Here is a 21,809-nt window from a genome sequence, read left to right as displayed (position 1 = left end):
GAGCCACTCCCCCATTGTGCCCGCACGGGGGCCGGAAAAGGGAGAACTACTATTGTCACCTCGGTGCTACATGCCTCCGGCAAGCTCCTCTCGGAGAGCACGTTTTTGCTGCTGAAGCGCCATGAGCTCGACCAGTACCTGCTGTTGTTCCTCCACTTGTGCAGTGCCTTCCAGGCGCGACAACCGGGATTTCAGGTTTGCTTCACGGCGATTGATGGAATGAGTTCTGATTGTGCCCAGTATTTGTCTGGCGTAATGCTCGTCGAGTTCTCCATAGAACTCCAGCTGCTCCACCGCCAAACGGGTCAGGAAATCACGCTGGGCGTCGTTGGGAGCCGCCTCGCGCAGGTCGTTGACCCACGCGGCGGGGTCATGCGCGGCGGCCACGCCCCCGTGGTCGAGGATGAGCCGGAGCAGGGCCCGGTGCTGGGGAACGGTGAAGTCCTCCTCGGTGAACGTGTCGAATCCGACGGCCAGGGAGGGGTACTGCATCGCGATCTTGAGCGCCTGACGTTCACGCTGCACCGAGGGATCGTTCAGGTCGTAGGGGGCCTCGCGCGCGTCCGGGGTCGGGGCGGGCCGTGCGGGGGCCCGCACCTGCCCTTTTCTCCCCCGGTGCATGTGCTGGTTGACCCGGCGCAACACGAAGGCCTCGTCCAGGATGCCGGTCCAGCGGTCCAGGTTCTTGCCGTAGTTGCGCCGTACGCCCTCGTCCCTGATGCTGGCGACCACCGGGGCGGCGGCGTCCAGCGCGGCCATCCTGCCCTCGGGGGTGGACAGGTCGTAGCCCTCCATGACGTTGCGGATCATGAACTCGTACAGCGGGACACGGTCCTCGACCAGGTCGGCGACCGCCTGTGGTCCGTGCTGGAGACGCAGGTCGCACGGGTCGAGGCCGTCGGGTTGCACGGCGACGAAGGTCTCGGAGGTGAAGCCGTGCTCCTCGGCGAAGGCGCGGACGGCGGCCTTGCGCCCGGCGGCGTCCCCGTCGAAGGTGAACACCACCTCACCGCCCTGGTTGGAGCGGCCCAGCAGCATCCGTCGCAGGAGCTTGAGGTGGTCCTCTCCGAAGGAGGTGCCGCAGGTGGCCACGGCGGTGGTCACCCCCGACAGGTGACAGGCCATGACGTCGGTGTAGCCCTCGACGATGACGGCACGGCGCTGTTGGGAGATGTTGCGCTTGGCCAGATCCAACCCGTACAGCAGGCGCCCCTTGTGGAAGATGGGGCTCTCAGGAGAGTTGAGGTACTTGGGACCGTCCTCGTCGGGGTCGAGCTTGCGGGCCCCGAAACCGACGACCTCGCCGGTGACCTCGCGAATGGGCCACAGCAGCCGGTTACGGAAACGGTCGTAGGCGCCACGCCGCCCCTGACTGGCCAGACCCGCCTCCACCAGCTCGGCGTCAGTGAAGCCCTTGCGCCGCAGGTGCGAGGTGAGGTTCTCCCACCCCGGCGGGGCGTAGCCCAGACCGAAGTGCTCGGCGTGCGCCCGGTTGAAGCCGCGCTCGTCCAGGAAGCGTCGCGCGGTGACCGCGGCGGGTGAGAGCAGCTGCTCGGAGTAGAACTCGGCGGCCTCCCGATGGGCGTCCAGCAGGCGCCGGCGCTTGCCCTCCTCACGCCTGGCGCTGCGACCGCCCTCCTCGTAGCGCAGGGTGACGCCGACCTGGCGGGCCAGTGTCTCGACCGCCTCGACGAAGCTGAGGCTCTCCATCCTCTGGAGGAAGGAGATGGTGTCGCCGCCCTCGTTGCAGCCGAAGCAGTACCAGAGGTTCTTCGAGGGGGTGACGTTGAAGGAGGGGGACTTCTCGTCGTGGAAGGGGCACAGTCCCTTGAGCGACCCGCCTCCGGCGTTGCGCAACTGGAGGTATTCACCGATCACGTCGGCGATGGGGGCGCGCTCACGCACGAGGGCGATGTCTTCGTCTCTGATCCGGCCTGCCACGTTCCCCAGGGTAGTTCTCCCCCGGGACGTTCCGGCCCCGCCCACGGTCCGGACCGCTTCGCGGCGCCCCGCGCCCGGACGGTGACCGTCCCCACTGGGGGTTTCCCCCGCGCCTCGTCGGGCGGACATCGGCCGGCCGTCTCCACACCGGAGCGTTCCGGTCCTCGTGAGCCTCCGGTGAACGGTGCCCGGGAGGGCCGGCCGGGGGCGGCTCCTCGCCCGGACGAGGCGAGGGCGGGATGGTCGCACCTGCCCTGGTGGCCCCGGCCCGGCGGTGGCGTCCGTGCCGGTGTTCCCCGGTGCTGCTCGGCGGGACGGACGTGCCCGCGACGGCCCCATCGTCGGACATCCGGCGGCCGCCGGATGTCCGACGCCCCGAACGAGGACCTGGAACGGACTTCGCGAAGTGTCCGGGGCTGTCGGCGGGGCGGTCCCGGGCCCGGTCACGGAACGGCCTGGGCATCACCCCGTGGCGGAGCGGCCGTTCCCTCCCCTCCTCCCCCGTTCCGGCGTCGGGGCACCGGCAGGGAGACGGTGCGCCCGGTGGAGACGCGACGCTTGTTGTAGATGTCGAAGGCCACCGCGAGCAACAGCACCAGTCCCTTGATGAGCTGCTGCCAGTCCACTCCCAGTCCGATCAGCGACATGCCGTTGTTGAGCACACCCATGACGAGCGCCCCGATGACGGCGCCGACGACCGTTCCCACACCCCCGGTGGCGGAGGCACCGCCGATGAAGGCCGCCGCGATCGCGTCGAGCTCGAACATGGTCCCGGCGCCGGGCGTGGCGGCGTTGAGGCGCGCGGTGAACACCAGTCCCGCCAGCGCCGAGAGCACACCCATGTTGACGAACACCCAGAACGTGGTGCGCCGGGTCCTGATGCCGGACAGCGCGGCCGCCTGCTCGCTGCCGCCGACGGCGTACACGCGTCGCCCCATGGTCGTGGAGCGCATGACGAACGAGTACCCCGCGATGAGCGCGACGAGCAGCACCCCCACGATGGGCAGCCCGTTGTACTGGGCCAGCACGTAGGTGAACGCCAGCACGGCCGCGACGACGACGGCGGAGGAGGCCGCGGTGACCCCGACCGGTTGGACCGGCAGCCCGTACCCGCGGGAGCGGGCACGTGAGCGCCACTGGATCCACACGATCGCCGCGGCTCCGAGCGCTCCCAGCAACAGTGTCGGCAGGTGGGGGCCCTCTCCGCCCTGACCCGGCAGGAACCCGCTGGACAACGAGCGCAGGGACGAGGGCAGCCGGGCGATGGACTCCCCTCCCAGGGCCGCCAGGGTCGCGCCGCGGAACACGAGCATCCCGGCGAGGGTGACGATGAAGGCGGGCACGCGCACGTAGGCCACCCAGAACCCCTGCCAGGCGCCGATGAGTCCGCCCAGAAGCAGTACCGCCGGCACCACCATGAGCGTGGGCAGTCCCCACGAGGTCAGCATGATCGCCGAGACCGCGCCGGTGAACGCCACCACCGACCCGACCGACAGGTCGATGTGACCGGTGATGATCACCAGCATCATCCCGATCGCCAGAATCAGGATGTAGGAGTTCTGCATGATCAGGTTGGTGACGTTGAGCGGGGTGAGCAGGAGTCCCCCGGTCAGGATCTGGAACAGCACGATGATGGCGACCAGGGCGATGGCCATGCCGTACTGGCGGGCGTTGTCCCGCATCAGCACCGAGCCGAGCCGGGACGGTCGGAAGGTCGTGGTCGTCTCTTTCACGGGAGGCCCCCGGTTCGTGTCATCAGTCTCATGAGGGTTTCCTGGTCGGCTCCCTCTCCGGGCACCTCTCCGGTGACGCGCCCCTCGCACATCGTGTAGATCCGGTCGCACATACCGAGGATCTCGGGCAGCTCGGAGGAGATGAGCAGCACACAGGCGCCCGCTGCGGCGAGTCGACGCACGATGAGGTAGATCTCGTACTTGGCACCGACGTCGATGCCCCGGGTGGGTTCGTCCAGGATCAACAGTTCGGGCCGGGTGAACATCCACTTGCCGAGCACGACCTTCTGCTGGTTGCCTCCGCTGAGGGTGCGCACGGTCTGGGTCGTGCCGTGGCTTCTGACCCGCATCCGCTCGCTCATGCGCGTGGCCTCCACGGTCTCCAGCCCCGGGTCGAGGATCCCGCGCCGGGACACCCGGCCCAGTCCGGCGAGCGTGATGTTGTGGCGGATGTCGTCGTCGAGCAGCAGTCCGAGGGACTTGCGGTCCTCGGGCACGTAGGCGATGCCGCCCCGCACGGCCTCCGCGACGTTTCCGGTGGGCAGTTCCACGCCGTCCTTGAACAGGCCGCCGCGAACGTGACGGCCGTAGGAGCGACCGAACAGGCTCATGGCGAACTCGGTCCGGCCCGCGCCCATCAGTCCCGCCATGCCCACGACCTCGCCTTCGCGCACGGTCAGGTCGACCCCGTCGACCATGCGCCGACCGGCCTGGGTCGGGTGGTCCACGGTCCAGTCACGGACCTCGAAGCGCGTCCCGCCGACCTTCCCGATCCGGTCGGGGTAGCGTTGGTCGAGTTCGCGACCGACCATGCCGCGGATGACGCGATCCTCGTCGACGGAGGGGACGCCCTCCGCGTCACGTTCCACGGCCAGGGTCTCGATGGTGCGCCCGTCGCGCAGGATGGTGACCTCGTCGCACACCCGCATGACCTCGCCGAGCTTGTGCGAGATGAGGATGCACGTCACCCCCTGTCCGCGCAGGTCCAGGAGGAGTTCGAGCAGGCGGGCGCTCTCCGCCTCGTTCAGCGCCGAGGTCGGTTCGTCCAGGATGAGCAGCCGCACGCTCTTGGCCAGGGCCTTGACGATCTCCACCAGTTGTCGGGCGCCCACGCTCAGTGCGGAGACGGGGGTGGCGGGGTTCTCGTCGAGGCCGACACGGAGCATCAGCTCCCGCGCCCGGGCGTGGGTGGCGTCCCGGTCGATGACGCCGTACCGGGCCCGTTCGTGGCCGAGGAAGACGTTCTCGCTGATGGACAGCTGCGGGATGAGTGCCAGTTCCTGGTGGATGATGGCGATCCCGGCGCGTTCGCTGTCGGCGACACCGGAGAAGGCGCAGGGTCGGCCGTCGAGGAGGATCTCACCGGTGTAAGAGCCCACGGGATGGACACCGCTGAGCACCTTCATCAGGGTGGACTTGCCGGCCCCGTTCTCCCCCATCAAGGCGTGGATGTGGCCGTGCTCGACACTCAGAGAGACCTCGTCGAGGGCTCGCACGCCGGGAAAGTCCTTGCGGATGTCCCGCATCGTCAGAAGCGGCCCGCCGTGGGAGGCGGGCCGCGCGTCCGCGGCCGTCATCAGAGGTCGGACTCCTCGTAGTAACCGCTGCCGACGAGCACCTCGTGGTAGTTGTCGATGTCGACCGACACGGGTTCGAGCAGGTAGGAGGGCACGACCTTGACCCCGTTGTCGTAGGTCTCGGTGTCGTTGACCGGGACCTCTTCTCCCGCCAGGAGCGCCTCGACCATGTCGACCGTCTGGGCGGCCAGGGCCCGGGTGTCCTTGAACACCGTCTGGGTCTGCTCCCCCGCGATGATCGACTTGACCGAGGCGACCTCGGCGTCCTGTCCGGTGACCACGGGCAGTGGGCGATCCTCACTGCCGTAGCCGACCGCGCGCAGGGACTCGATGACGCCGAGGCTGATCCCGTCGTAGGGGGACAGGACCGCGTGCACGTTCTCGTCGGAGTAGTGGGCGCTGAGCAGGTTGTCCATGCGGGCCTGGGCGATGGAGCCGTCCCAGCGCTGGGTCGCGATCTGCTCCATGGAGGTCTGACCGCTGCGGACCCGCAGGACGCCGTCGTCGATGTGGGGTTGGAGCACCGACATCGCCCCGTCGTTGAAGAAGTAGGCGTTGTTGTCGTCGGGCGAACCGCCGAACAGCTCGATGTTGAAGGGTCCTTCCTCCTTCTCCGGGTCGAGGGCCTCCTCGATGTAGCGGCCCTGGAGCACACCGACCTCGAAGTTGTCGAAGGTGGCGTAGTAGTCGACGTTCTCGCTGCCGCGGATGAGACGGTCGTAGGCGATCACGGGGATGTCGTTGGAGGCGGCCATGTCGAGCACGTCTCCGAGTGCCTCGCCGTCGATGGCGGCGATGACCAGGACGTCGGCGCCCCTGGTGATCATGTTCTCGATCTGGGACACCTGGTCCTCCACGACGTCCTCGGCGTACTGCAGGTCCGCGCCGAAGCCGCGTTCCTCGAACTCGGCGACCATGTTGGCTCCGTCGTTGATCCAACGTTCGGAGGACTGTGTGGGCATGGCGATGCCGACGGTCCCCTCCTCACCGGTGGGACGGGCGGCGTCGCCGACGCCGCCGCAGGCGGTGAGCAGGAGTGTCACGCCGAACAGGGCCAGTGATGGTGCGATACGGGGGGTCATGTCGGTTACGCCTTCCGGTCAGTTGCGGCTGGTCGACAGGGTGAGGACGGTCCAGGACACCGGCGGCAGGGTCACCGTGAGGCGCCCTCCGTCGAGTCGGACCGTCGTGTTGGGTCGGGGCACGATCCGGTCGGGGTCGTCCATGGTGTTGGTCGCGTACACGTCGTCGTCGGTGAGGGTGAGCGCTTCGGAGACGCCCTCGGGGGCGAGGTCGCGCAGGTCGGCTCGGAGGGTGAGGGGTCGTTCGGTGGAGCGGTTGACGACGAACAGGGCGGCACGCCCGTCCTCGGGGTCGTGGGTGAGGGCGGCGTCGACCACGGGGACCTCGCCGTACCTGGCGGTGTCCTGGACCGGGCAGTCGACGTCGGTGTGCAGCACGTGGCCCGCCGCCGAGGCGGCGGTCAGGGCGAAGGGGTGGAAGGTGGTCTGTCGCCAGGCCGGCCCACCGGGCTCGGTCATGATCGGTGCGATCACGTTGACCAGTTGTGCCTGGCAGGCCGCGGTGACGCGGTCGCTGTGCCGGAGCAGGCTGATGAGCATGTTGCCGACCACGACCGCGTCGGCCACGTTGTACCGGTCCTCGATGACCCTGGGCGCGACAGGCCAGTCGTCCGTGGGCCGGGCGGCGGCCTGTGCGTGGTGGCGGCTCATGTACCACACGTTCCACTCGTCGAAGGAGAGCTGGATGCGTTTGCGCTCCCGCAGTCTCGCGCCGACGGCGTCGGCGGTGGAGATCACGGAGTCGATGAAGCGATCCATGTCCGTGACCGAGCCGAGGAAGCCGGCCAGGTCGCCTTCGTGCTCCTCGTAGTAGGCGTGCAGCGAGATGTGGTCGACGGCGTCGTAGGCCTCCTCCAGGACGGTGGCCTCCCATGTGCCGAAGGTCGGCATGGAGGAGTTCGAGCTGCCGCACACGACCAGTTCCAGATCGCGGTCGGCCATCCTCATGGCACGGGCGACCTGAGCGGCCTTGCGCCCATAGGAGCGGGCGTCCAAGTGGCCGATCTGCCAGGGTCCGTCCATCTCGTTGCCCAGGCACCACATACGGATGTCGTGAGGGTCGGGGTGTCCGTGGGCGGCGCGAAGGTCCGACAGGTGGGTACCGCCCGGATGGTTGGCGTACTCCAGCAGGTCCAGGGCCTCCTGGAGTCCGCGTGTGCCGAGGTTGACGGCCATCATCGGTTCGATGTCCGACCGCCTGCACCAGGTGACGAACTCGTCGAGGCCGAACTGGTTGGTCTCGATGGCGTGCCAGGCCAGGTCCCGGCGTACCGGACGTCGGTCCTTGGGTCCGACCCCGTCCTCCCAGCGGTGGCCGGAGACGAAGTTGCCACCGGGGTAGCGCACGGTGGTCACGCCCAGTTCGCGGACCAGGGCCGCGACGTCGCCGCGGAACCCGTCGGCGTCGGCGGTTGGGTGGTCGGGTTCGTAGACGCCGGTGTGGACGCAACGTCCCATGTGTTCGACGAAGGAGCCGAAGGTACGGCGGTGGACGGGAGAGAGCGGGGTGACCGCGTCGGCGCTGAGGGAGGCGTGGAGCAAGGGGTCTCCTCGTGATGGGGGCTGCTCGAGAACGTCGTGTCTTCGGGGGTCGTCCTCACTGGGTTCTTCGGGGCGGTCGACTGACGATCCTGCCCGCCGGCCCCGGGTCTTGCCCGGACGTCCTCGCGATGTGGCCGGAACCGGCCGCCGTGTGTGGGCGCTCGTCGCCTGGGAACCCCGTGGGGGGACGTGTCCGACGGTTCAGACCCGGACGTACTCGACACCGGAGAGTTCGCACAGGACCCGCCAGTCCTCGGCGCGGGCTCCGGTGTTCATGACCATGTGGTGGGTACCGCCCGAGCGCAGCCAGGCGTCCATGCATCCGCGCACGCCACTGTCGGGGCGGAACCGGCCGTAGGGCATCTCCAGGGAAGGCAGCGCGGGTGTGTCGATGACCTCGCCTTGGGCCACGACCACGCGGAAGCGCTCACCACCGAGGGCGACCAACGAGGCCAGGGTGGCCGGTCCCGGCCGGTAGCGGAACAGCAGGGTCGGCGGGTCGTCCAGGCCACCGATGCCCAGGGGGCGTTTGATGAGACGGATCGGTTCGTCCCCACGCGCGACCCTCCAGTTGCCCTCTCCCATGTGGCTCATGAGGATGGAGTCGCTGGGAAAGTCCATCGCGTACATCTCGGTGAAGTGGCCGTCTCCGGCGAGCTGGTGTCCCGCGTAGACCATGGAGGCCGCCAGGACGTCGCCCTCGCCCGCGAACCCGTACCCCTTGGCCATCAGGGTGGAGGCCGCGGCCATCGGCAGGCGGGCGAAACGTCCGTCCTCACCGATCGCGTCGAAGTGGGTGGAGTAGGCACCGCAGCCGCTCTCCTCCAGGAGTCGTTCGATGCCCAGCTGCATACGAGCGTGGTCGACGCGTTCCTCCGTGGACAGGCGCCCGTCGACCTCGAACACCCGGTCCTCCCAGTCCATGAGGTCCGTGACCGCCTCGTCGGACAGGCCGGCCATCGTCCGGTGCAGGACCCCCGGCGAGATGACGTGGACCTCCGGGCCGAGTACGCGCAGCAGGGCGGTCTCGTCCACGCGGGCGTCGCCCATGCCGTTCATGGGGTGGCCGAACACGCCGACCCGCAGGGATCGCAGCGCCGTGACCGCGCGGGCCGCCCGTGCCCAGCGGTCCACACGCGAGGCGAACTCGGCACTGCGCCAGTCACCGGTGACGACCTCGAAGGGCACACCCGCGCGCACCATGGCGTTGGCGGTGTCCTGGGCTCCGTGGACGCCCTGGTTGTAGGTCATGTCCGCCATGTCCCAGGAGGGGTCGACCTCGGGATCGGGCTGGATGTTGGCCAGGACGACGGGCAGCCGCATGTCGGCGAGCACGCGGGTGACACGCAGGGAGGGACCGTAGGTGAGCATGACGACCATGACGCCGTCGAGTCCCGCGGCCTCGAAGTCGCGCGCCACCGCTTCGGCGTCGGCCCGCCCGCGCACCGGCGGGCCGACGGTCCACTCGGCGACGTCGGAGAGCCGGTCGGCGACGCGTGCGGCGTAGGCCGCCTGGTGCTCGGTGATACCCGGGATCATGTCGTCGTAGAGCGGCTGCATGATCCCGAGCAGGCCGATACGGGGACGGTGGACCTGGACGGGCGGGTGGTCGGTGGCCGGGGCTGCGGGTACGGACACGAGACGTACTTCCTTACTGGCCGTAGACGTTCTGGTAGCGGTGGTGGAGCGCGTCGATGTGTTCTTGGGGCAGGCGTCGGAGGGGACCGCCCTGGCGGGCGATGTGCACGGTGCGGGCGACGTCCTCGCACATCACCGCGGCCTTGACCGCGTCCCTGGCGTCGGCTCCGACGGTGAACACACCGTGGCCTCGCATGAGGACCGCGGGCGAACGGTGGCCCTCCAGGGTGGTGACCACGCCCTGTCCGATGTCGTCTCCGCCGATGAGGGCGAGGGGGCCGACGGGTATGTCGCCGCCGAACTCGTCGGCCATGGCGGTGATGGCGCACGGGATGGCCTCGCCGCGCGCGGCCCAGGCTGTGGCGTAGGGGCTGTGCGTGTGCGCGACGGCGCCGACGTCGGGGCGGGCACGGTAGATGTGGGCGTGGGAGGAGGTGTCGCTGGAGGGTTTTCGTCGCCCTTCGACGACCCGGCCGTACAGGTCGCACACGGCCATGTCGTCCGGTGCGAGGTCGTCGTAGGAGACGCCGCTGGGCTTGATCACCATCAGGTCCGCGCCAGGGACACGGGCCGAGATATTACCGCTGGTCCAGGTGACCAGGTTCCAGCGGATCAGCTCGGAGTGCAGGGCGCACACCTGTTCTCTCAGGTGCTCCACCTCCTCTCGGAACTCCTCTGGGACCGCCTCGGATGCGTGGATGGTCATCGCTCTCCCTTCTCGGTGCCGTCCTGTGCCCGGGCCAGGACGGCGTTGCGCAGGGCTCTCAGACGGTGCAGGCTGCGGCTGCCGCCCCGGCCGAAGTGGTCGTGGAGTTCGGAGTAGACGGAGTAGAGCTCGTCGTAGACGACGGCGCGTGCGGGGTCGGGAACGACGGCCTCCTCCCGGACACGGCCCATGGCCTCGGACGCGGCGTGGATGTCGGGGTAGGCCCCCGCCGCGACGGCTGCGTGGATGGCCGCTCCGACGGCGCAGCCGTACTCGGAGGCCACGACGCGCAGGGGCCGGTCGAGCACGTCGGCGTAGACCTGGAGGACGAAGGGGTTACGGACCATGCCGCCACCGATGGTGAGGTCGTGCACCGGGACCCCGGAGGAGGCGAAGGCCTCGACGATGGTGCGGGTACCGAACGCGGTGGCCTCGACCAGCGCCCGGTAGACCTCTTCGGGCCGGGTGTCCAGGGTCATACCGACCAGGACCCCCGAAAGGTCGTGGTCCACCAGGACCGAACGGTTGCCGCTGTGCCAGTCCAGGGCGAGGAGTCCGTGCTCTCCCACCGCCGCTCTCTCGGCCTTGGCGGTGAGCAGTTCGTGCAGGGTGAGTCCGCGTTCGCGTGCCTCGTCGTGGTAGGCGGGCGGTGCGTAGGAGTCGGCGAACCAGCCGAAGATGTCACCGACTCCGCTCTGTCCGGCCTCGTACCCCCATGCCCCGGGAGTGATGCCGCCGTAGGCCAGGCCGCACATACCGGGCACCTCGGCCAGGACGTCGGAGTTCATGACATGACAGGTGCTGGTGCCCATGATGGCGAGCATCCGTCCGGATCCGGTCGTCTGCGCGGTGGCCGCGGTGACGTGTGCGTCGATGTTGCCGACGGCGACCGGGATGCCCTCGGGAAGACCGGTCCAGGAGGCGGCCTGGGCGGTGAGGGGGCCCGCGCGCTCACCGAGCTGCGACAGGGGGTGGGCGAGCTTGTCCTGGACGAAACCGGCGAAACGGGGATCCAGGGCTGCCAGGAAGTCCGTGGAGGGCCAGGCGCCGTCCTGGTGGAGACCCTTGTACCCGGCGGTGGCGACGTTGCGGGTCTCGCGTCCGCACAGCTGCCACACGATCCAGTCGGCGGCCTCGATCCAGCGGTCGGTTCGCTCATAGATCTCGGGGTCGTCCTCCAAGACCTGCAGTGCCTTGGCGAACTGCCACTCGGAGGAGATCCTTCCTCCGTAGCGGGCCGGCCACTTCTCTCCGCGCTCCGCCGCCAGGGCGTTGATCCGGTCGGCCTCGGGTTGGGCGGCGTGGTGACGCCACAGTTTGGGCCAGGCGTGCGGGCGCCGGGCCAGCTCGGGGATCTCGCACAGCGGTGTGCCCTCCGAGGTCACCGGCAGGAAGGTGCAGGAGGTGAAGTCGGTGCCGATGCCGATGACCTGTTCGGGAAGGACTCCTCCGGCGCGCAGCGCTTCGGGGACGGCCGTGCGCAGGACCTCACGGTAGTCCTCGGGGCACTGCAGGGCGGTCTCGGGCTCCAGGGCCCGCTCCGATCCGGGCAGGCGGTCGGTGATGACGCCGTGCCGGTAGGCGTGGGCGGCCGAGGCGAGTTCGGCGCCGTCGTCGACCCTGACCACCACGACACGGCCGGAGAGGGTACCGAAGTCCACCCCGAGGACCACGGCCTCGGAGGGGGAAGGAATGTGAGCGCTAACATTTCGGTCCACGAAGGAATCCCTTCCGGTGGGGGCGGAGTCTCGGAGTCTCGGAGGCGGGGAGGCGAACGGTCGGACGGGGGCGGGCGAAGGCGTCAGGGGGGTGGGGGGCCGCTGCTGCCCCGGATCCGCAGCCGGGCCGGAACGACTCTGCGGCCGGCCCGGGAGGAGGCCGCGGAGCCGTTGCGCTGGGCGTCGATCTCGCCGAGCAGCAGTGCCAGGCTCTCCTTGCCCACCTGGGCGAAGTCCTGGAAGACGGTGGTCAGGGAGGGGGTGAGGAACTCCGCCTCGGGCACGTCGTCGAAGCCGACCACGCTGACGTCCCCGGGCACGCGCAGCCCCGCCTCGTACAGGGCGCGCAGCAGCCCTATGGCCATCTGGTCGTTGCCGACGAAGACGGCCGTGACGCGCTCCCCCGCGGCCCGCCGGGCCACCAGTCGGCGGCCCAGCTCGTAGCCGGATCGGGGGCTCCAGTCACCCTGGAGCGGTTCGGGAATCGGCGCCCCGGCCTCGGTGAGCGCCCGGCGCCACCCGACCACGCGGGCCTCCGACTCCAGCCACAGGGGAGCTCCCTCGATGTGGTGGACGGTGCTGTGGCCCAGTGCGAGCAGGTGTCGCACGGCGTCGTAGGAGCCTTGGACCTGGTCCACGCACACGACGGGAAGGCCCGAGCCCTCCCCGCCCTCCACGGCGACGAGGGGGCGTGGGCCCCGCACCGCGGCCAGTGCCTCGACCAGGCTGCGTTGCGGGGCGATCGCCACACAACCTTCGACGGACTGCTGGACCAGATAATCGGCCGCCGCGACGACCCCGTCCGGCGACACGTCGTCCAAGGTGACCATGCTCAGGAAGTAGCCCTCTTCGCGTGCCGCGCGTTCGATGCCCGCCAGGGTCTGCGCGGGACCGAAGAGCGTGGTGTCGAAGGCGATGACGCCGAGCACGTTGGTCCGGCGGGTGACCAGTGCCCTCGCCGTCGGGTTGCGGTGGTATCCGAGTTCGTCGATCGCGCGCCGTACCCGCAGGACCGTTTCCTCACGGACGTTGGGATGGCCGTTGACGACACGGGAGACCGTCTGGTGGGAGACTCCGGCCAACCGGGCCACGTCCGCCATGACGGGGGTACGGTCACCTGGGTTCAACTGGACGCACCTCCAAGGGGTCATGTGAGGTGCGCAACAGTGTTAGCGCTCACATACGGAAAGTCAACCCCCCTTCCCCGAAACCGGGAGGCGCGTCAACCCACCATGCGGGCGTGCAGGGCGGTGGCGGAGGTGTCGGTGAGCGAGGCCACCTGGTCGATCACCACCCGCAGGGCGGCCGTTTCGTCCCCGGCCTCGGCGAAGGCGGCGCGGAACTGGGGGTCGAGTCCTTCCGGGGCGCTCTTCCACAGGGCCTCGACCAGTTCGGTGATCAGACGCCGCTCCTGCGCCTGGTAGGCCAGGGCCTCCTCCCGGGAGAGCACGAAGTGGGCCGCGACCGCCTTGAGAAGGGCGCATTCCAGCAACGGGCGGCGCGGCACGATGAGGTCGGCGCCGTAGCGGGTGAGACGTCCGGGACCGTGGGCGGCGCGGGTGGCCTCCTCCGCCTCCCGACAGAAACGGCCGATGAGTTCGCTGGTGAGGTTCTTCAGGGCCGCCAGGGAGGGCAGGTCCCCGGTGAACTCGCGGGGCCAGGCGGGGGCGGAGACCAGTGCGGTGAAGACCTCGTCGAGCTCGGCGGGGTCGGCGTCGCAGTAGTGTTCGGCCGCGATACGGACGATCTCGGCGCGTTCGGCGGCGCTGTGCAGGGCGGAGGGGTCCACCAACCCCGCGTGCAGGGCGTCCTCCACGTCGTGGACGGAGTAGGCGACGTCGTCGGCCCAGTCCATGACCTGGGCCTCGAAGCAGGTGCGATTCCGGGGCGCGCCCCGGCGCAGCCAGGTGAACACCTCGGTGTCGTCGGGATAGCAGTTGAACTTGTGGGTGTGACCGCCCTCACCGCGACGCCAGGGGTACTTGACGGTGGCGTCGAGGGTGGCGCGTGTGAGGTTGAGCCCGGCGCTGCGTCCCTCGGCGTCGATGACCTTGCCCTCCAGCCGCACCAGCAGGCGCAGACTCTGGGCGTTGCCCTCGAACCCGCCGCACGCGGCGGCGGCCTCGTCCAGGGCGCGCTCGCCGTTGTGTCCGAAGGGCGGATGGCCCAGGTCGTGGGAGAGGCAGGCAGTCTCCACCAGATCGGGATCACAGCCCAGCGCCTGACCGAGTTCGCGGCCGATCTGGGCGCACTCCAGGGAGTGGGTGAGGCGGGTGCGCGGGAAGTCGCTCACTCCGGGCTGGACCACCTGGGTCTTGGCGGCCAGGCGGCGTAGCGCGGAACTGTGCAGGACCCTGGCGCGATCGCGTTCGAAGGGGTCCCGGGCGCGGTTCTTGCGGTCCTCCCGCGTCCTGCGTTCGGTGTCATGTGCCGTGTATCCGGGCGCTCCGCCTTCGCGGACGTGGTTCGTCATCGGGTACGACCCTACTTCCCCGCTCCGACAACACCCGCCGTCTGCGCTGGTCAGGCGGCGTTGACCTGAATGTCGCTGCTGTTGTTGAAGATCCAGTAGTACCAGAGCGAGGCGGTCTCCCTGGTGATGTACCACACCTGGGTACGGCGCTCGATGACCGCCGGGCCCGAGCGGGAGGGCGAGGTGCCCGCCTCGATGCCGTGGTCGGCCGCCATGCGCTTGGAACGCAGGCTGTGCCAGGGGTCGGAGACGAGGACGGCCGTCTCCCAGGAGCGTTCCTCGAAGACCGAGGAGACGGCCTGGATGCTCTGTAGGGTGTCGCTGCCCTCCTCCACCGCGATGATCTGCTCGGCTGGGACCCCCACCTCGACCAGCCAGTTGCGGCCCGAGGCCGCCTCGGTGAAGTTGTCACCGGGCTGCTTGCCGCCGACGGTGATGATGACGGGGGCGACGCCTTCCAGGTAGAGCTCCTGGGCCTGGCGCAGTCGGGCCTCGAAGACGGGTGAGGGGACACCGTTGTACTGGCTGGCGCCGAGCACGATGATGGCGTCGGAGGCCGTGCGGTCGTCCTGCCGTGCGGTGTACCAGACCCAACCCCAGGTCGCGGGGGGAAGGGCCAGGACGGTGAGCAGCACCAGGGTGATCACCCACCGCAGGCGGAAACGGCGGCGACGCCCGCGCGGACGGGGAGGCGCCGGCCGCGACCGGCGGGGTTCGGCGGTGGGCGGTGTCTCCTCCGGCTCCCTTTCCCGCGAATACGGCGCCCGACCGCGGCCGGGCGGACGTTCACGAACGAAGCGACGGGTGAAGTCGACGCTCGACGACCCCGGCTCCTGCGCCTTACGGCCCGACGCCCACTCCCCTTCGGAGCCGGCCGGAACCTCGTAGAGGTCGTCGAAGTCCGACCGGGCGAACTCACGGGTTCCGGAGGCCTCCGTGGACTCCTCACGTCGCAGGGCCCGGGTCGTCTCGTCGGACGCCTCACGGGCGAACTCACGTGTGGTGTCCGCGTCGGAGGACGCGGAGGCCAGGGAGAAGGCCTCCCGAGAGAAGACCCGGGTGGCCTCGTCATCGGGGGAGGAGGCAATGGCCGGGTCGTCCCACGGCTCCTCGCCAAGGCCGTCGTTCGCCGTTCGCACCGGCTCACCTCCGCGCAGCTGCTCTGGTCGGGGGGCTCCCACCCCCACTGGGACGGTCTCCGCCCACCACTGGTTCGCGGTGATCTCGGCCGAGGGGCCGTGGCGGAGGAAGGTGTCGGCGCACCCTGCTTCTCGGGTGCGAGGAGAAGGGGGAACGGATGATCTACTCGGCGGCCAGAATACATCACGGACAGATCACAGCTTATTTTCGAACGCGTGACCGCCGACCGGGATGAGTCTAGGGCGTGTCCGGAACATTTCCTCCACCCACGAGCGCCGTGGGCGCGGTGGTCCTTCACCACCACGCCCACGGCCCGAGTGTCAGTGCACGGGATGGGCGGCCGCCCGTCCCGCCTCCAACCGGGCGACGGGCACCCGGAAGGGAGAGCAGGAGACGTAGTCCAGACCGACCTTGTGGAAGAAGTGCACCGAGGCGGGGTCTCCTCCGTGTTCACCGCACACGCCGAGCTTGATCCCCGGCCTGGCGGCCCGCCCCTCCTCCGTGGCGATACCGACCAGGCGACCCACCCCGTCCACGTCCAGGGACTCGAAGGGCGACACCCCGAAGACCCCCTTCTCCAGGTAGGCGGAGAAGAAGGAGGCCTCCACGTCGTCACGGGAGAATCCCCAGACCGTCTGGGTGAGGTCGTTGGTACCGAAGGAGAAGAAGTCGGCGTTCTCGGCGATCTGCCCCGCGGTCAGGGCGGCCCTGGGAAGTTCGATCATCGTCCCGATCGGGAAGTCCAGCTCGACACCGCTCTCCCGGGACACCTCCCCGAGCACGCGCAACGCGTCCTCCCGGATGATCTCCAGCTCCTGCACGGTGCCCACGAGCGGGATCATGATCTCGGGTCGGGGCCGCCCGCCCGCCTTGACGCGGTCCACGGCGGCCTGGGCGATGGCACGCACCTGCATGGTGAACAGCCCCGGGACGACCAGCCCCAGACGCACCCCGCGCAGGCCCAACATCGGGTTCTGTTCGTGCAGCCTGTGGACCGCCTGGAGCAGGCGCAGGTCGTTCTCGTGGCTCTCCCCGCGCGCCTCGGCCACGGCGACGCGCACCGAGAGTTCGGTGATGTCGGGCAGGAACTCGTGCAGCGGGGGGTCGAGCAGGCGCACGGTCACGGGCAGGCCGTCCATGGCCTCCAGGATCCCGCCGAAGTCCTCGCGCTGCTGAGGCAGCAGTTCCTCCAAGGCCTGGATCTGCTCGTCCTCGGTGTCGGCGAGGATGAGCGTCTCGACCAGTTGGCGACGGTCGCCCAGGAACATGTGCTCGGTACGGCACAGACCGATGCCCTGGGCCCCCATGCGACGGGCGCGCGCGGCGTCCTGAGGGGTGTCGGCGTTGGCGCGCACGCGCATGCGGCGGGCGGCGTCGACATAGTGCATGAGGCGGTCCACGGCGCGCACCAGATCGTCCGCCTGGTCGGAGGCCGGGTCGATCTCACCCTCGAAGTAACGGACGACCGGGGAGTCCACCACGGGGACCTCACCGAGGAAGACCGTTCCGCTGGTGCCGTCGATGGAGATGACGTCGCCCTCCTCGATCACCTCGCCACCGGGCGCGGTCATGCGCCGGTTCTTGGTGTCGATGTCGAGTTCCTCGGCGCCGCACACACAGGTCTTGCCCATGCCGCGGGCGACCACGGCCGCGTGCGAGGTCTTGCCGCCCCTACTGGTGAGGATGCCCTCCGCGGCGATCATGCCCTCAAGGTCGTCGGGGTTGGTCTCGCGGCGGCACAGGATGACCCGCTCACCGCTGCGCGACCACTTGACGGCGGTGTAGGAGTCGAAGACGGCCTTGCCGACGGCGGCGCCGGGAGAGGCGTTCATTCCGCGTCCGAGGCGGTGGACGTCGGGGCCGGAGGCGACCTCCTCGTCGAAGCGGGGGAACATCAACTGCGCCAGTTGGTCTCCGGTGACTCGCTGGACCGCCTCCTCCAGGGTGATCATCTCCTGGTCGAGGAGTTGGTCGGCGATACGGAACGCGGCCGCGGCCGTGCGCTTGCCCACGCGGGTCTGCAACATCCACAGCTTGCCGCGTTCGATGGTGAACTCGATGTCGCACAGGTCCCGGTAGTGGTTCTCCAGGGTCTCCATGATGCCCAGCAGTTCCTCGTAGCTGCGGGCGTCGATCTCCTCCAACCGGGCGAGGGGCACGGTGTTGCGGATACCGGCCACCACGTCCTCGCCCTGGGCGTTCTGGAGGTAGTCGCCGTAGACGCCCTGTCGGCCGGAGGCGGGGTCCCGGGTGAAGGCGACCCCGGTGCCCGAGTCCATGCCGAGGTTGCCGAAGACCATGGAACAGATGTTGACGGCGGTTCCCAGATCGGCGGGGATGCGCTCCTGACGGCGGTACAGGACGGCCCTGGGGGCGTTCCAGGAGTCGAAGACCGCCCTGACGGCCAGGTTCATCTGCTCACGGGGGTCGCTCGGGAAGGGGCTTCCGGTCTGTTCCAGGACGATGGCCTTGAAGCGGTCGACGAGCCGACGCAGATCGGCGGCGTCCAGGTCCAGGTCGCTGGTGCCCTCTTTGGCGGCCTTGAGCTCCTCGATGGCGTCCTCGAAGAGCTCGCCGTCGATGCCCTGGACGGTCCTGCCGAACATCTGGATCAGCCGGCGGTAGGAGTCCCAGGCGAAGCGTTCGTCACCCCCCTGGGCGGCCAGGCCGAGGACGGAGTCGTCGTTGAGGCCGATGTTGAGGACCGTCTCCATCATGCCGGGCATGGAGAACCTGGCGCCCGAGCGCACACTCACCAGGAGCGGATCGTCGGGCTGTCCCAGGCGGCGGCCCATGGTCTTCTCCAGCTGCGCGAGGTGGGCCTCGATCTCGGCGTCGAGTCCGGCCGGCATGGTGCCGTGGGAGAGGTAGTGGCGGCACGCCTCGGTGGTGATGGTGAACCCCGGGGGGACCGGCAACCCGAGATTGGTCATCTCGGCGAGATTGGCTCCCTTGCCGCCGAGGAGGTCCTTCAGGTCCTTGTTGCCCTCGGCGAACTTGTAGACGTACTTGGTCACGGGGATGCTCCCTCGCTTCTCGATGACCCGGCTCTCATCAACCCGGCGCGGGGTCGGCGCCGACGCCCGGATGGGCGTGACTCTTCCACACCGTGCGTACTCGCACCTTCACGGACTCCCCTGTTCCAACGTATTCCCAGGTCAAAGGCATCAAAAAGGTCTATACCAATGGTTCATCGCAGAACAGTGGAGCGCGGACGCCGGAAAGCGGGAATGTGGACTTGTGGAACAGTGAAACCAATGGTCACAGCACTGAGCATGCTCGACAACCTCGCCGTCCTCGACTCGTTCCCCCTGGAGGAAGCCCTCAACCAATCGGAGGGCCGACCCGCCCCGAAAGGCCGCCGGGGACGATGACCACATCGACTCCTGTGCCCTGAAACACAGGCGTACCGACAAGTAACCTACGGAGGCGTAAGTTAGTCTTCCAGAAGGCCCGCAGCAGGGGACCCCGAAACGGAAGGGATGCGACGTGTCGGAGGAGCAGGCGCGGGAGACCAGGAGCACGGAGACCGGTTCGAACGCCCCCGGGCCCGATGGGGAATCGGTCTCCTCCGTCCCCGCCAGGGCCGCGGCCGCGGCCGAGAGCCTGATGGAGGCGGTCAAACCGCGACTGCGTGGATGGCTGCACCTGGGTACCGCGCCGCTGGCCCTGGCCGCGGGCATCGTCCTGGTGGCCCTGTCCCCCACCCTTCCCGCCATGATCGCCAGCGCCGTGTACGCGCTCAGTTCGGTGCTGCTGTTCAGCACCTCGGCGATCTACCACGTGGGGCGTTGGTCACCGCGAGCGCAAAAACTCCTGCGCCGTATGGACCACTCGAACATCTACCTCATCATCGCCGGCACCTACACACCGTTCGTGTTGCTGGTGCTCGATGGCACGCTGCGCGTGGCGATGCTCGTCGTGATCTGGGGCGGGGCGATCGCCGGGGTGGGCTTCAAACTGTTGTGGCTCAACGCTCCGCGTTGGCTGTCCACCGCGCTGTACCTGGCCATCGGTTGGGTGGCGGTGCTGTTCATCCCCGACCTGGTGGGCGGAACCCACCCGGCGACGTGGATCCTCGTCCTGGTGGGCGGGGTCCTCTACAGCGTCGGCGCCGTGGTCTACGGGCTCAAGTGGCCCGACCCGGCTCCGCGCTGGTTCGGCTTCCACGAGATCTTCCACTCGTTGACCATCGCGGCCTTCGTGTGCCACTACATAGCGGTGTCCTTCGTGGTCTACACCGCGACCTGATCCGGTTCGGAGAAGACCCGAGGCGCCGCGAACGGGTTCCGGTCCGCGACGCCTCGGGGGCGGTCCATCGGTCCTTTAGCAGCCGGGCAGGCGCTCGAAGAGGTAGGTCTCCACCCGGTCCAGGGACACGCGCTCCTGGGACATGGTGTCGCGCTCGCGCACGGTCACCGCCTCGTCCTCCAGGGTGTCGAAGTCCACCGTGACGCAGAACGGTGTACCGATCTCGTCCTGGCGGCGGTAGCGACGACCGATCGCACCGGCGTCGTCGAACTCCACGTTCCAGCGCTTACGGAGCCTGGCGGCCAGATCGCGCGCCTTGGGCGACAGGTCGGCGTTGCGCGACAGCGGCAGGACCGCGGCCTTGACCGGGGCCAGACGCGGGTCGAGGCGCATGACGGCGCGCTTTTCCATCTTGCCCTTGGCGTTGGGCGCCTCGTCCACGTTGTAGGCCTCCAACATGAACGTGAGCACCGCCCGGTCGACACCGGCCGAAGGCTCGATGACGTAGGGGTTGTAGCGCTCGTTGTTCTCCTGGTCGAAGTAGGACAGGTCCACGCCCGAGGCCTCGGAGTGGGTCTTGAGGTCGTAGTCGGTACGGTTGGCGATGCCCTCCAGTTCGCCCCACTCCGAGCCCTGGAAGTTGAAGCGGTACTCGATGTCGACGGTCCGCTTGGAGTAGTGGGACAGCTTCTCCTGCGGGTGCTCGTACAGGCGCAGGTTCTCCTTGGAGATGCCCAGGTCGACGTACCACTGCTGTCGGGCGTCGATCCAGTACTGGTGCCATTCCTCGTCGCTACCGGGCTTGACGAAGAACTCGATCTCCATCTGCTCGAACTCGCGCGTGCGGAAGATGAAGTTGCCCGGCGTGATCTCGTTGCGGAAGGACTTGCCGATCTGGCCGATGCCGAAGGGGATCTTGCGGCGGGCGCTCTGCTCGACGTTCTTGTAGTTGACGAAGATGCCCTGGGCGGTCTCCGGGCGCAGGTAGGCCAGGCCCTTCTCGTCCTGCACGGGACCCAGGTAGGTGCGCAGCAGACCGTTGAACATGCGCGGTTCGGTGAAGGAGGCCTTGGCTCCACAGCTGGGGCAGGCGATGGCCGCCAGGCCCTCGGCGGGCTCGTGGCCGTGCTTGGCCTCGTAGTCCTCGATGAGGTGGTCGGCGCGGAAGCGCTTGTGACAGGACTGGCACTCGGTGAGGGGGTCGACGAACGCCGTCACGTGGCCCGAGGCCTCCCAGACCTCGCGGGCCAGGATGATGCTGGAGTCCAGTCCGACGACGTCCTCACGCTCCTGCACCATGGAGCGCCACCACTGGCGCTTGACGTTGTTCTTGAGTTCTACGCCGAGGGGGCCGTAGTCCCAGGCGGCGCGCAGACCCCCGTAGATCTCACTGGAGGGGTAGACCAGACCTCGGCGCTTGGCGAGGTTGACCAGTGCGTCCATTGCCTCTGACTTGGCGGCCATGGGTGACTCTCCATCCGGCTGGGTGTCGGTGGATCGCGGTGTGCGATACATCGGTTGTCGTGTGGAGCGGTCGTCGTACGTCGTGACCAGGTGTCGATGACGGCCGCGACCGCGTCCACCCAGGCTAGATCACCCCGCCACCGCGCACACACGCCTTGGGCGGCTCCGGTCGTCGGAAGGGTCACTCGGGCGCGTCGTCGCCGGTGAGGATCTCGAAGGCGGTGGGTTCGTCGATGGCGCGCGAGAGCAGCGGCACGGCGTTGACCTTGACGTCGAAGTCGGACAGGGCTCGACGGTAGAAACCGACGCCCTCCCACTCGGTGACCACGGTCCACAGCCCGGGGTCGTCCACGGCGCGGCCCACACGGTGGCGCCGGAAGCCGGGACGGCGGGAGAGCGCCTCGACCGCGGCCGCGGCGTCGCTCTGGAAGGCCTCGGTGTCGGCCTCGGGCACGGAGTAACGGGTGATGACGATCACGCGGACAATTGTGGCCCATCCGGGGAGTCCGGCGGCCCCCGGCCTCCCCGGGAGGACCTCGACGGT

Annotated in this window: 15 protein-coding genes; 1 reads left to right on the top strand and 14 read right to left on the bottom strand. The window is 69.1% G+C overall.

What is annotated here, in order from left to right; translation table 11 throughout:
* Window positions 1–66: 66 nt before the first annotated feature.
* From dnaG to ppdK, 12 genes are all read right to left on the bottom strand, one after another.
* Window positions 67–1,941, bottom strand: a complete 1,875-nt coding sequence (gene dnaG, locus PFX91_RS09410) for a DNA primase (RefSeq protein ID WP_285730932.1) — start codon at window positions 1,939–1,941, stop codon at window positions 67–69.
* Between the two features lie 443 nt (window positions 1,942–2,384).
* The gene (gene mmsB, locus PFX91_RS09405; protein ID WP_285730931.1) at window positions 2,385–3,674 is read right to left on the bottom strand and encodes a multiple monosaccharide ABC transporter permease; all 1,290 of its coding nucleotides are present in this window, start codon (window positions 3,672–3,674) and stop codon (window positions 2,385–2,387) included.
* Window positions 3,671–5,251: an ATP-binding cassette domain-containing protein gene (locus tag PFX91_RS09400; protein ID WP_285730929.1), complete on the bottom strand. Its 1,581-nt coding sequence runs from the start codon at window positions 5,249–5,251 to the stop codon at window positions 3,671–3,673. Before PFX91_RS09400 ends, mmsB begins: the two co-directional genes overlap by 4 nt.
* Complete coding sequence (gene chvE / locus PFX91_RS09395) at window positions 5,251–6,333, bottom strand: multiple monosaccharide ABC transporter substrate-binding protein (protein ID WP_285730927.1); 1,083 nt, start codon at window positions 6,331–6,333, stop codon at window positions 5,251–5,253. Before chvE ends, PFX91_RS09400 begins: the two co-directional genes overlap by 1 nt.
* Window positions 6,334–6,351: 18 nt before the next feature.
* Window positions 6,352–7,875 (bottom strand): arabinosylfuranosidase ArfA, encoded by a 1,524-nt coding sequence (gene arfA / locus PFX91_RS09390; protein WP_285730925.1) that lies wholly within the window; start codon window positions 7,873–7,875, stop codon window positions 6,352–6,354.
* 201 nt (window positions 7,876–8,076) lie between these two features.
* Window positions 8,077–9,513, bottom strand: a complete 1,437-nt coding sequence (locus PFX91_RS09385) for an L-fucose/L-arabinose isomerase family protein (protein ID WP_285730924.1) — start codon at window positions 9,511–9,513, stop codon at window positions 8,077–8,079.
* Window positions 9,514–9,526: 13 nt separating this feature from the next.
* Window positions 9,527–10,219: an L-ribulose-5-phosphate 4-epimerase gene (locus PFX91_RS09380; RefSeq protein ID WP_285730923.1), complete on the bottom strand. Its 693-nt coding sequence runs from the start codon at window positions 10,217–10,219 to the stop codon at window positions 9,527–9,529.
* Complete coding sequence (gene araB / locus PFX91_RS09375) at window positions 10,216–11,892, bottom strand: ribulokinase (protein WP_285731093.1); 1,677 nt, start codon at window positions 11,890–11,892, stop codon at window positions 10,216–10,218. Before araB ends, PFX91_RS09380 begins: the two co-directional genes overlap by 4 nt.
* A gap of 128 nt (window positions 11,893–12,020) precedes the next feature.
* Window positions 12,021–13,037 (bottom strand): LacI family DNA-binding transcriptional regulator, encoded by a 1,017-nt coding sequence (locus PFX91_RS09370; protein ID WP_285731091.1) that lies wholly within the window; start codon window positions 13,035–13,037, stop codon window positions 12,021–12,023.
* A gap of 122 nt (window positions 13,038–13,159) precedes the next feature.
* A complete protein-coding gene (locus PFX91_RS09365) occupies window positions 13,160–14,410 on the bottom strand; it encodes a deoxyguanosinetriphosphate triphosphohydrolase (protein ID WP_285730922.1) in 1,251 nt (416 codons plus the stop codon).
* 50 nt (window positions 14,411–14,460) lie between these two features.
* A complete protein-coding gene (locus PFX91_RS09360) occupies window positions 14,461–15,549 on the bottom strand; it encodes a YdcF family protein (protein ID WP_285730920.1) in 1,089 nt (362 codons plus the stop codon).
* Between the two features lie 321 nt (window positions 15,550–15,870).
* Window positions 15,871–18,567: a pyruvate, phosphate dikinase gene (ppdK, locus tag PFX91_RS09355; protein WP_285730919.1), complete on the bottom strand. Its 2,697-nt coding sequence runs from the start codon at window positions 18,565–18,567 to the stop codon at window positions 15,871–15,873.
* 592 nt (window positions 18,568–19,159) lie between these two features.
* On the opposite strand from ppdK, the gene trhA reads away from it, so the two are divergent.
* Window positions 19,160–19,801, top strand: coding sequence for a PAQR family membrane homeostasis protein TrhA (gene trhA, locus PFX91_RS09350; RefSeq protein WP_285731090.1), 642 nt, complete (start codon window positions 19,160–19,162; stop codon window positions 19,799–19,801).
* A 75-nt stretch (window positions 19,802–19,876) separates the two neighbouring features.
* Here trhA and PFX91_RS09345 read toward each other — a convergent pair whose 3' ends face one another.
* Together PFX91_RS09345 and PFX91_RS09340 are read right to left on the bottom strand one after the other, a co-directional pair.
* Complete coding sequence (locus PFX91_RS09345; RefSeq protein ID WP_285730917.1) at window positions 19,877–21,265, bottom strand: glycine--tRNA ligase; 1,389 nt, start codon at window positions 21,263–21,265, stop codon at window positions 19,877–19,879.
* Between the two features lie 181 nt (window positions 21,266–21,446).
* Window positions 21,447–21,743: an antibiotic biosynthesis monooxygenase family protein gene (locus tag PFX91_RS09340; protein WP_285730916.1), complete on the bottom strand. Its 297-nt coding sequence runs from the start codon at window positions 21,741–21,743 to the stop codon at window positions 21,447–21,449.
* Between the last annotated feature and the right edge of the window lie 66 nt (window positions 21,744–21,809).

This window comes from Nocardiopsis sp. ATB16-24, from assembly GCF_030271535.1.
Taxonomy (GTDB): Bacteria; Actinomycetota; Actinomycetes; order Streptosporangiales; family Streptosporangiaceae; genus Nocardiopsis.
This window is presented reverse-complemented; position numbering and strand designations above follow the sequence as displayed.

Bases quoted from the DNA above. Each gene is read 5' to 3' on its own strand.
- PFX91_RS09370 (WP_285731091.1), bottom strand. From the start codon at position 13,037: ATGGCGGACGTGGCCCGGTTGGCCGGAGTCTCCCACCAGACGGTCTCC.
- chvE (WP_285730927.1), bottom strand. From the start codon at position 6,333: ATGACCCCCCGTATCGCACCATCACTGGCCCTGTTCGGCGTGACACTC.
- trhA (WP_285731090.1), top strand. From the start codon at position 19,160: ATGGAGGCGGTCAAACCGCGACTGCGTGGATGGCTGCACCTGGGTACC.
- PFX91_RS09365 (WP_285730922.1), bottom strand. From the start codon at position 14,410: ATGACGAACCACGTCCGCGAAGGCGGAGCGCCCGGATACACGGCACAT.
- PFX91_RS09400 (WP_285730929.1), bottom strand. From the start codon at position 5,251: ATGACGGCCGCGGACGCGCGGCCCGCCTCCCACGGCGGGCCGCTTCTG.
- PFX91_RS09345 (WP_285730917.1), bottom strand. From the start codon at position 21,265: ATGGCCGCCAAGTCAGAGGCAATGGACGCACTGGTCAACCTCGCCAAG.
- PFX91_RS09380 (WP_285730923.1), bottom strand. From the start codon at position 10,219: ATGACCATCCACGCATCCGAGGCGGTCCCAGAGGAGTTCCGAGAGGAG.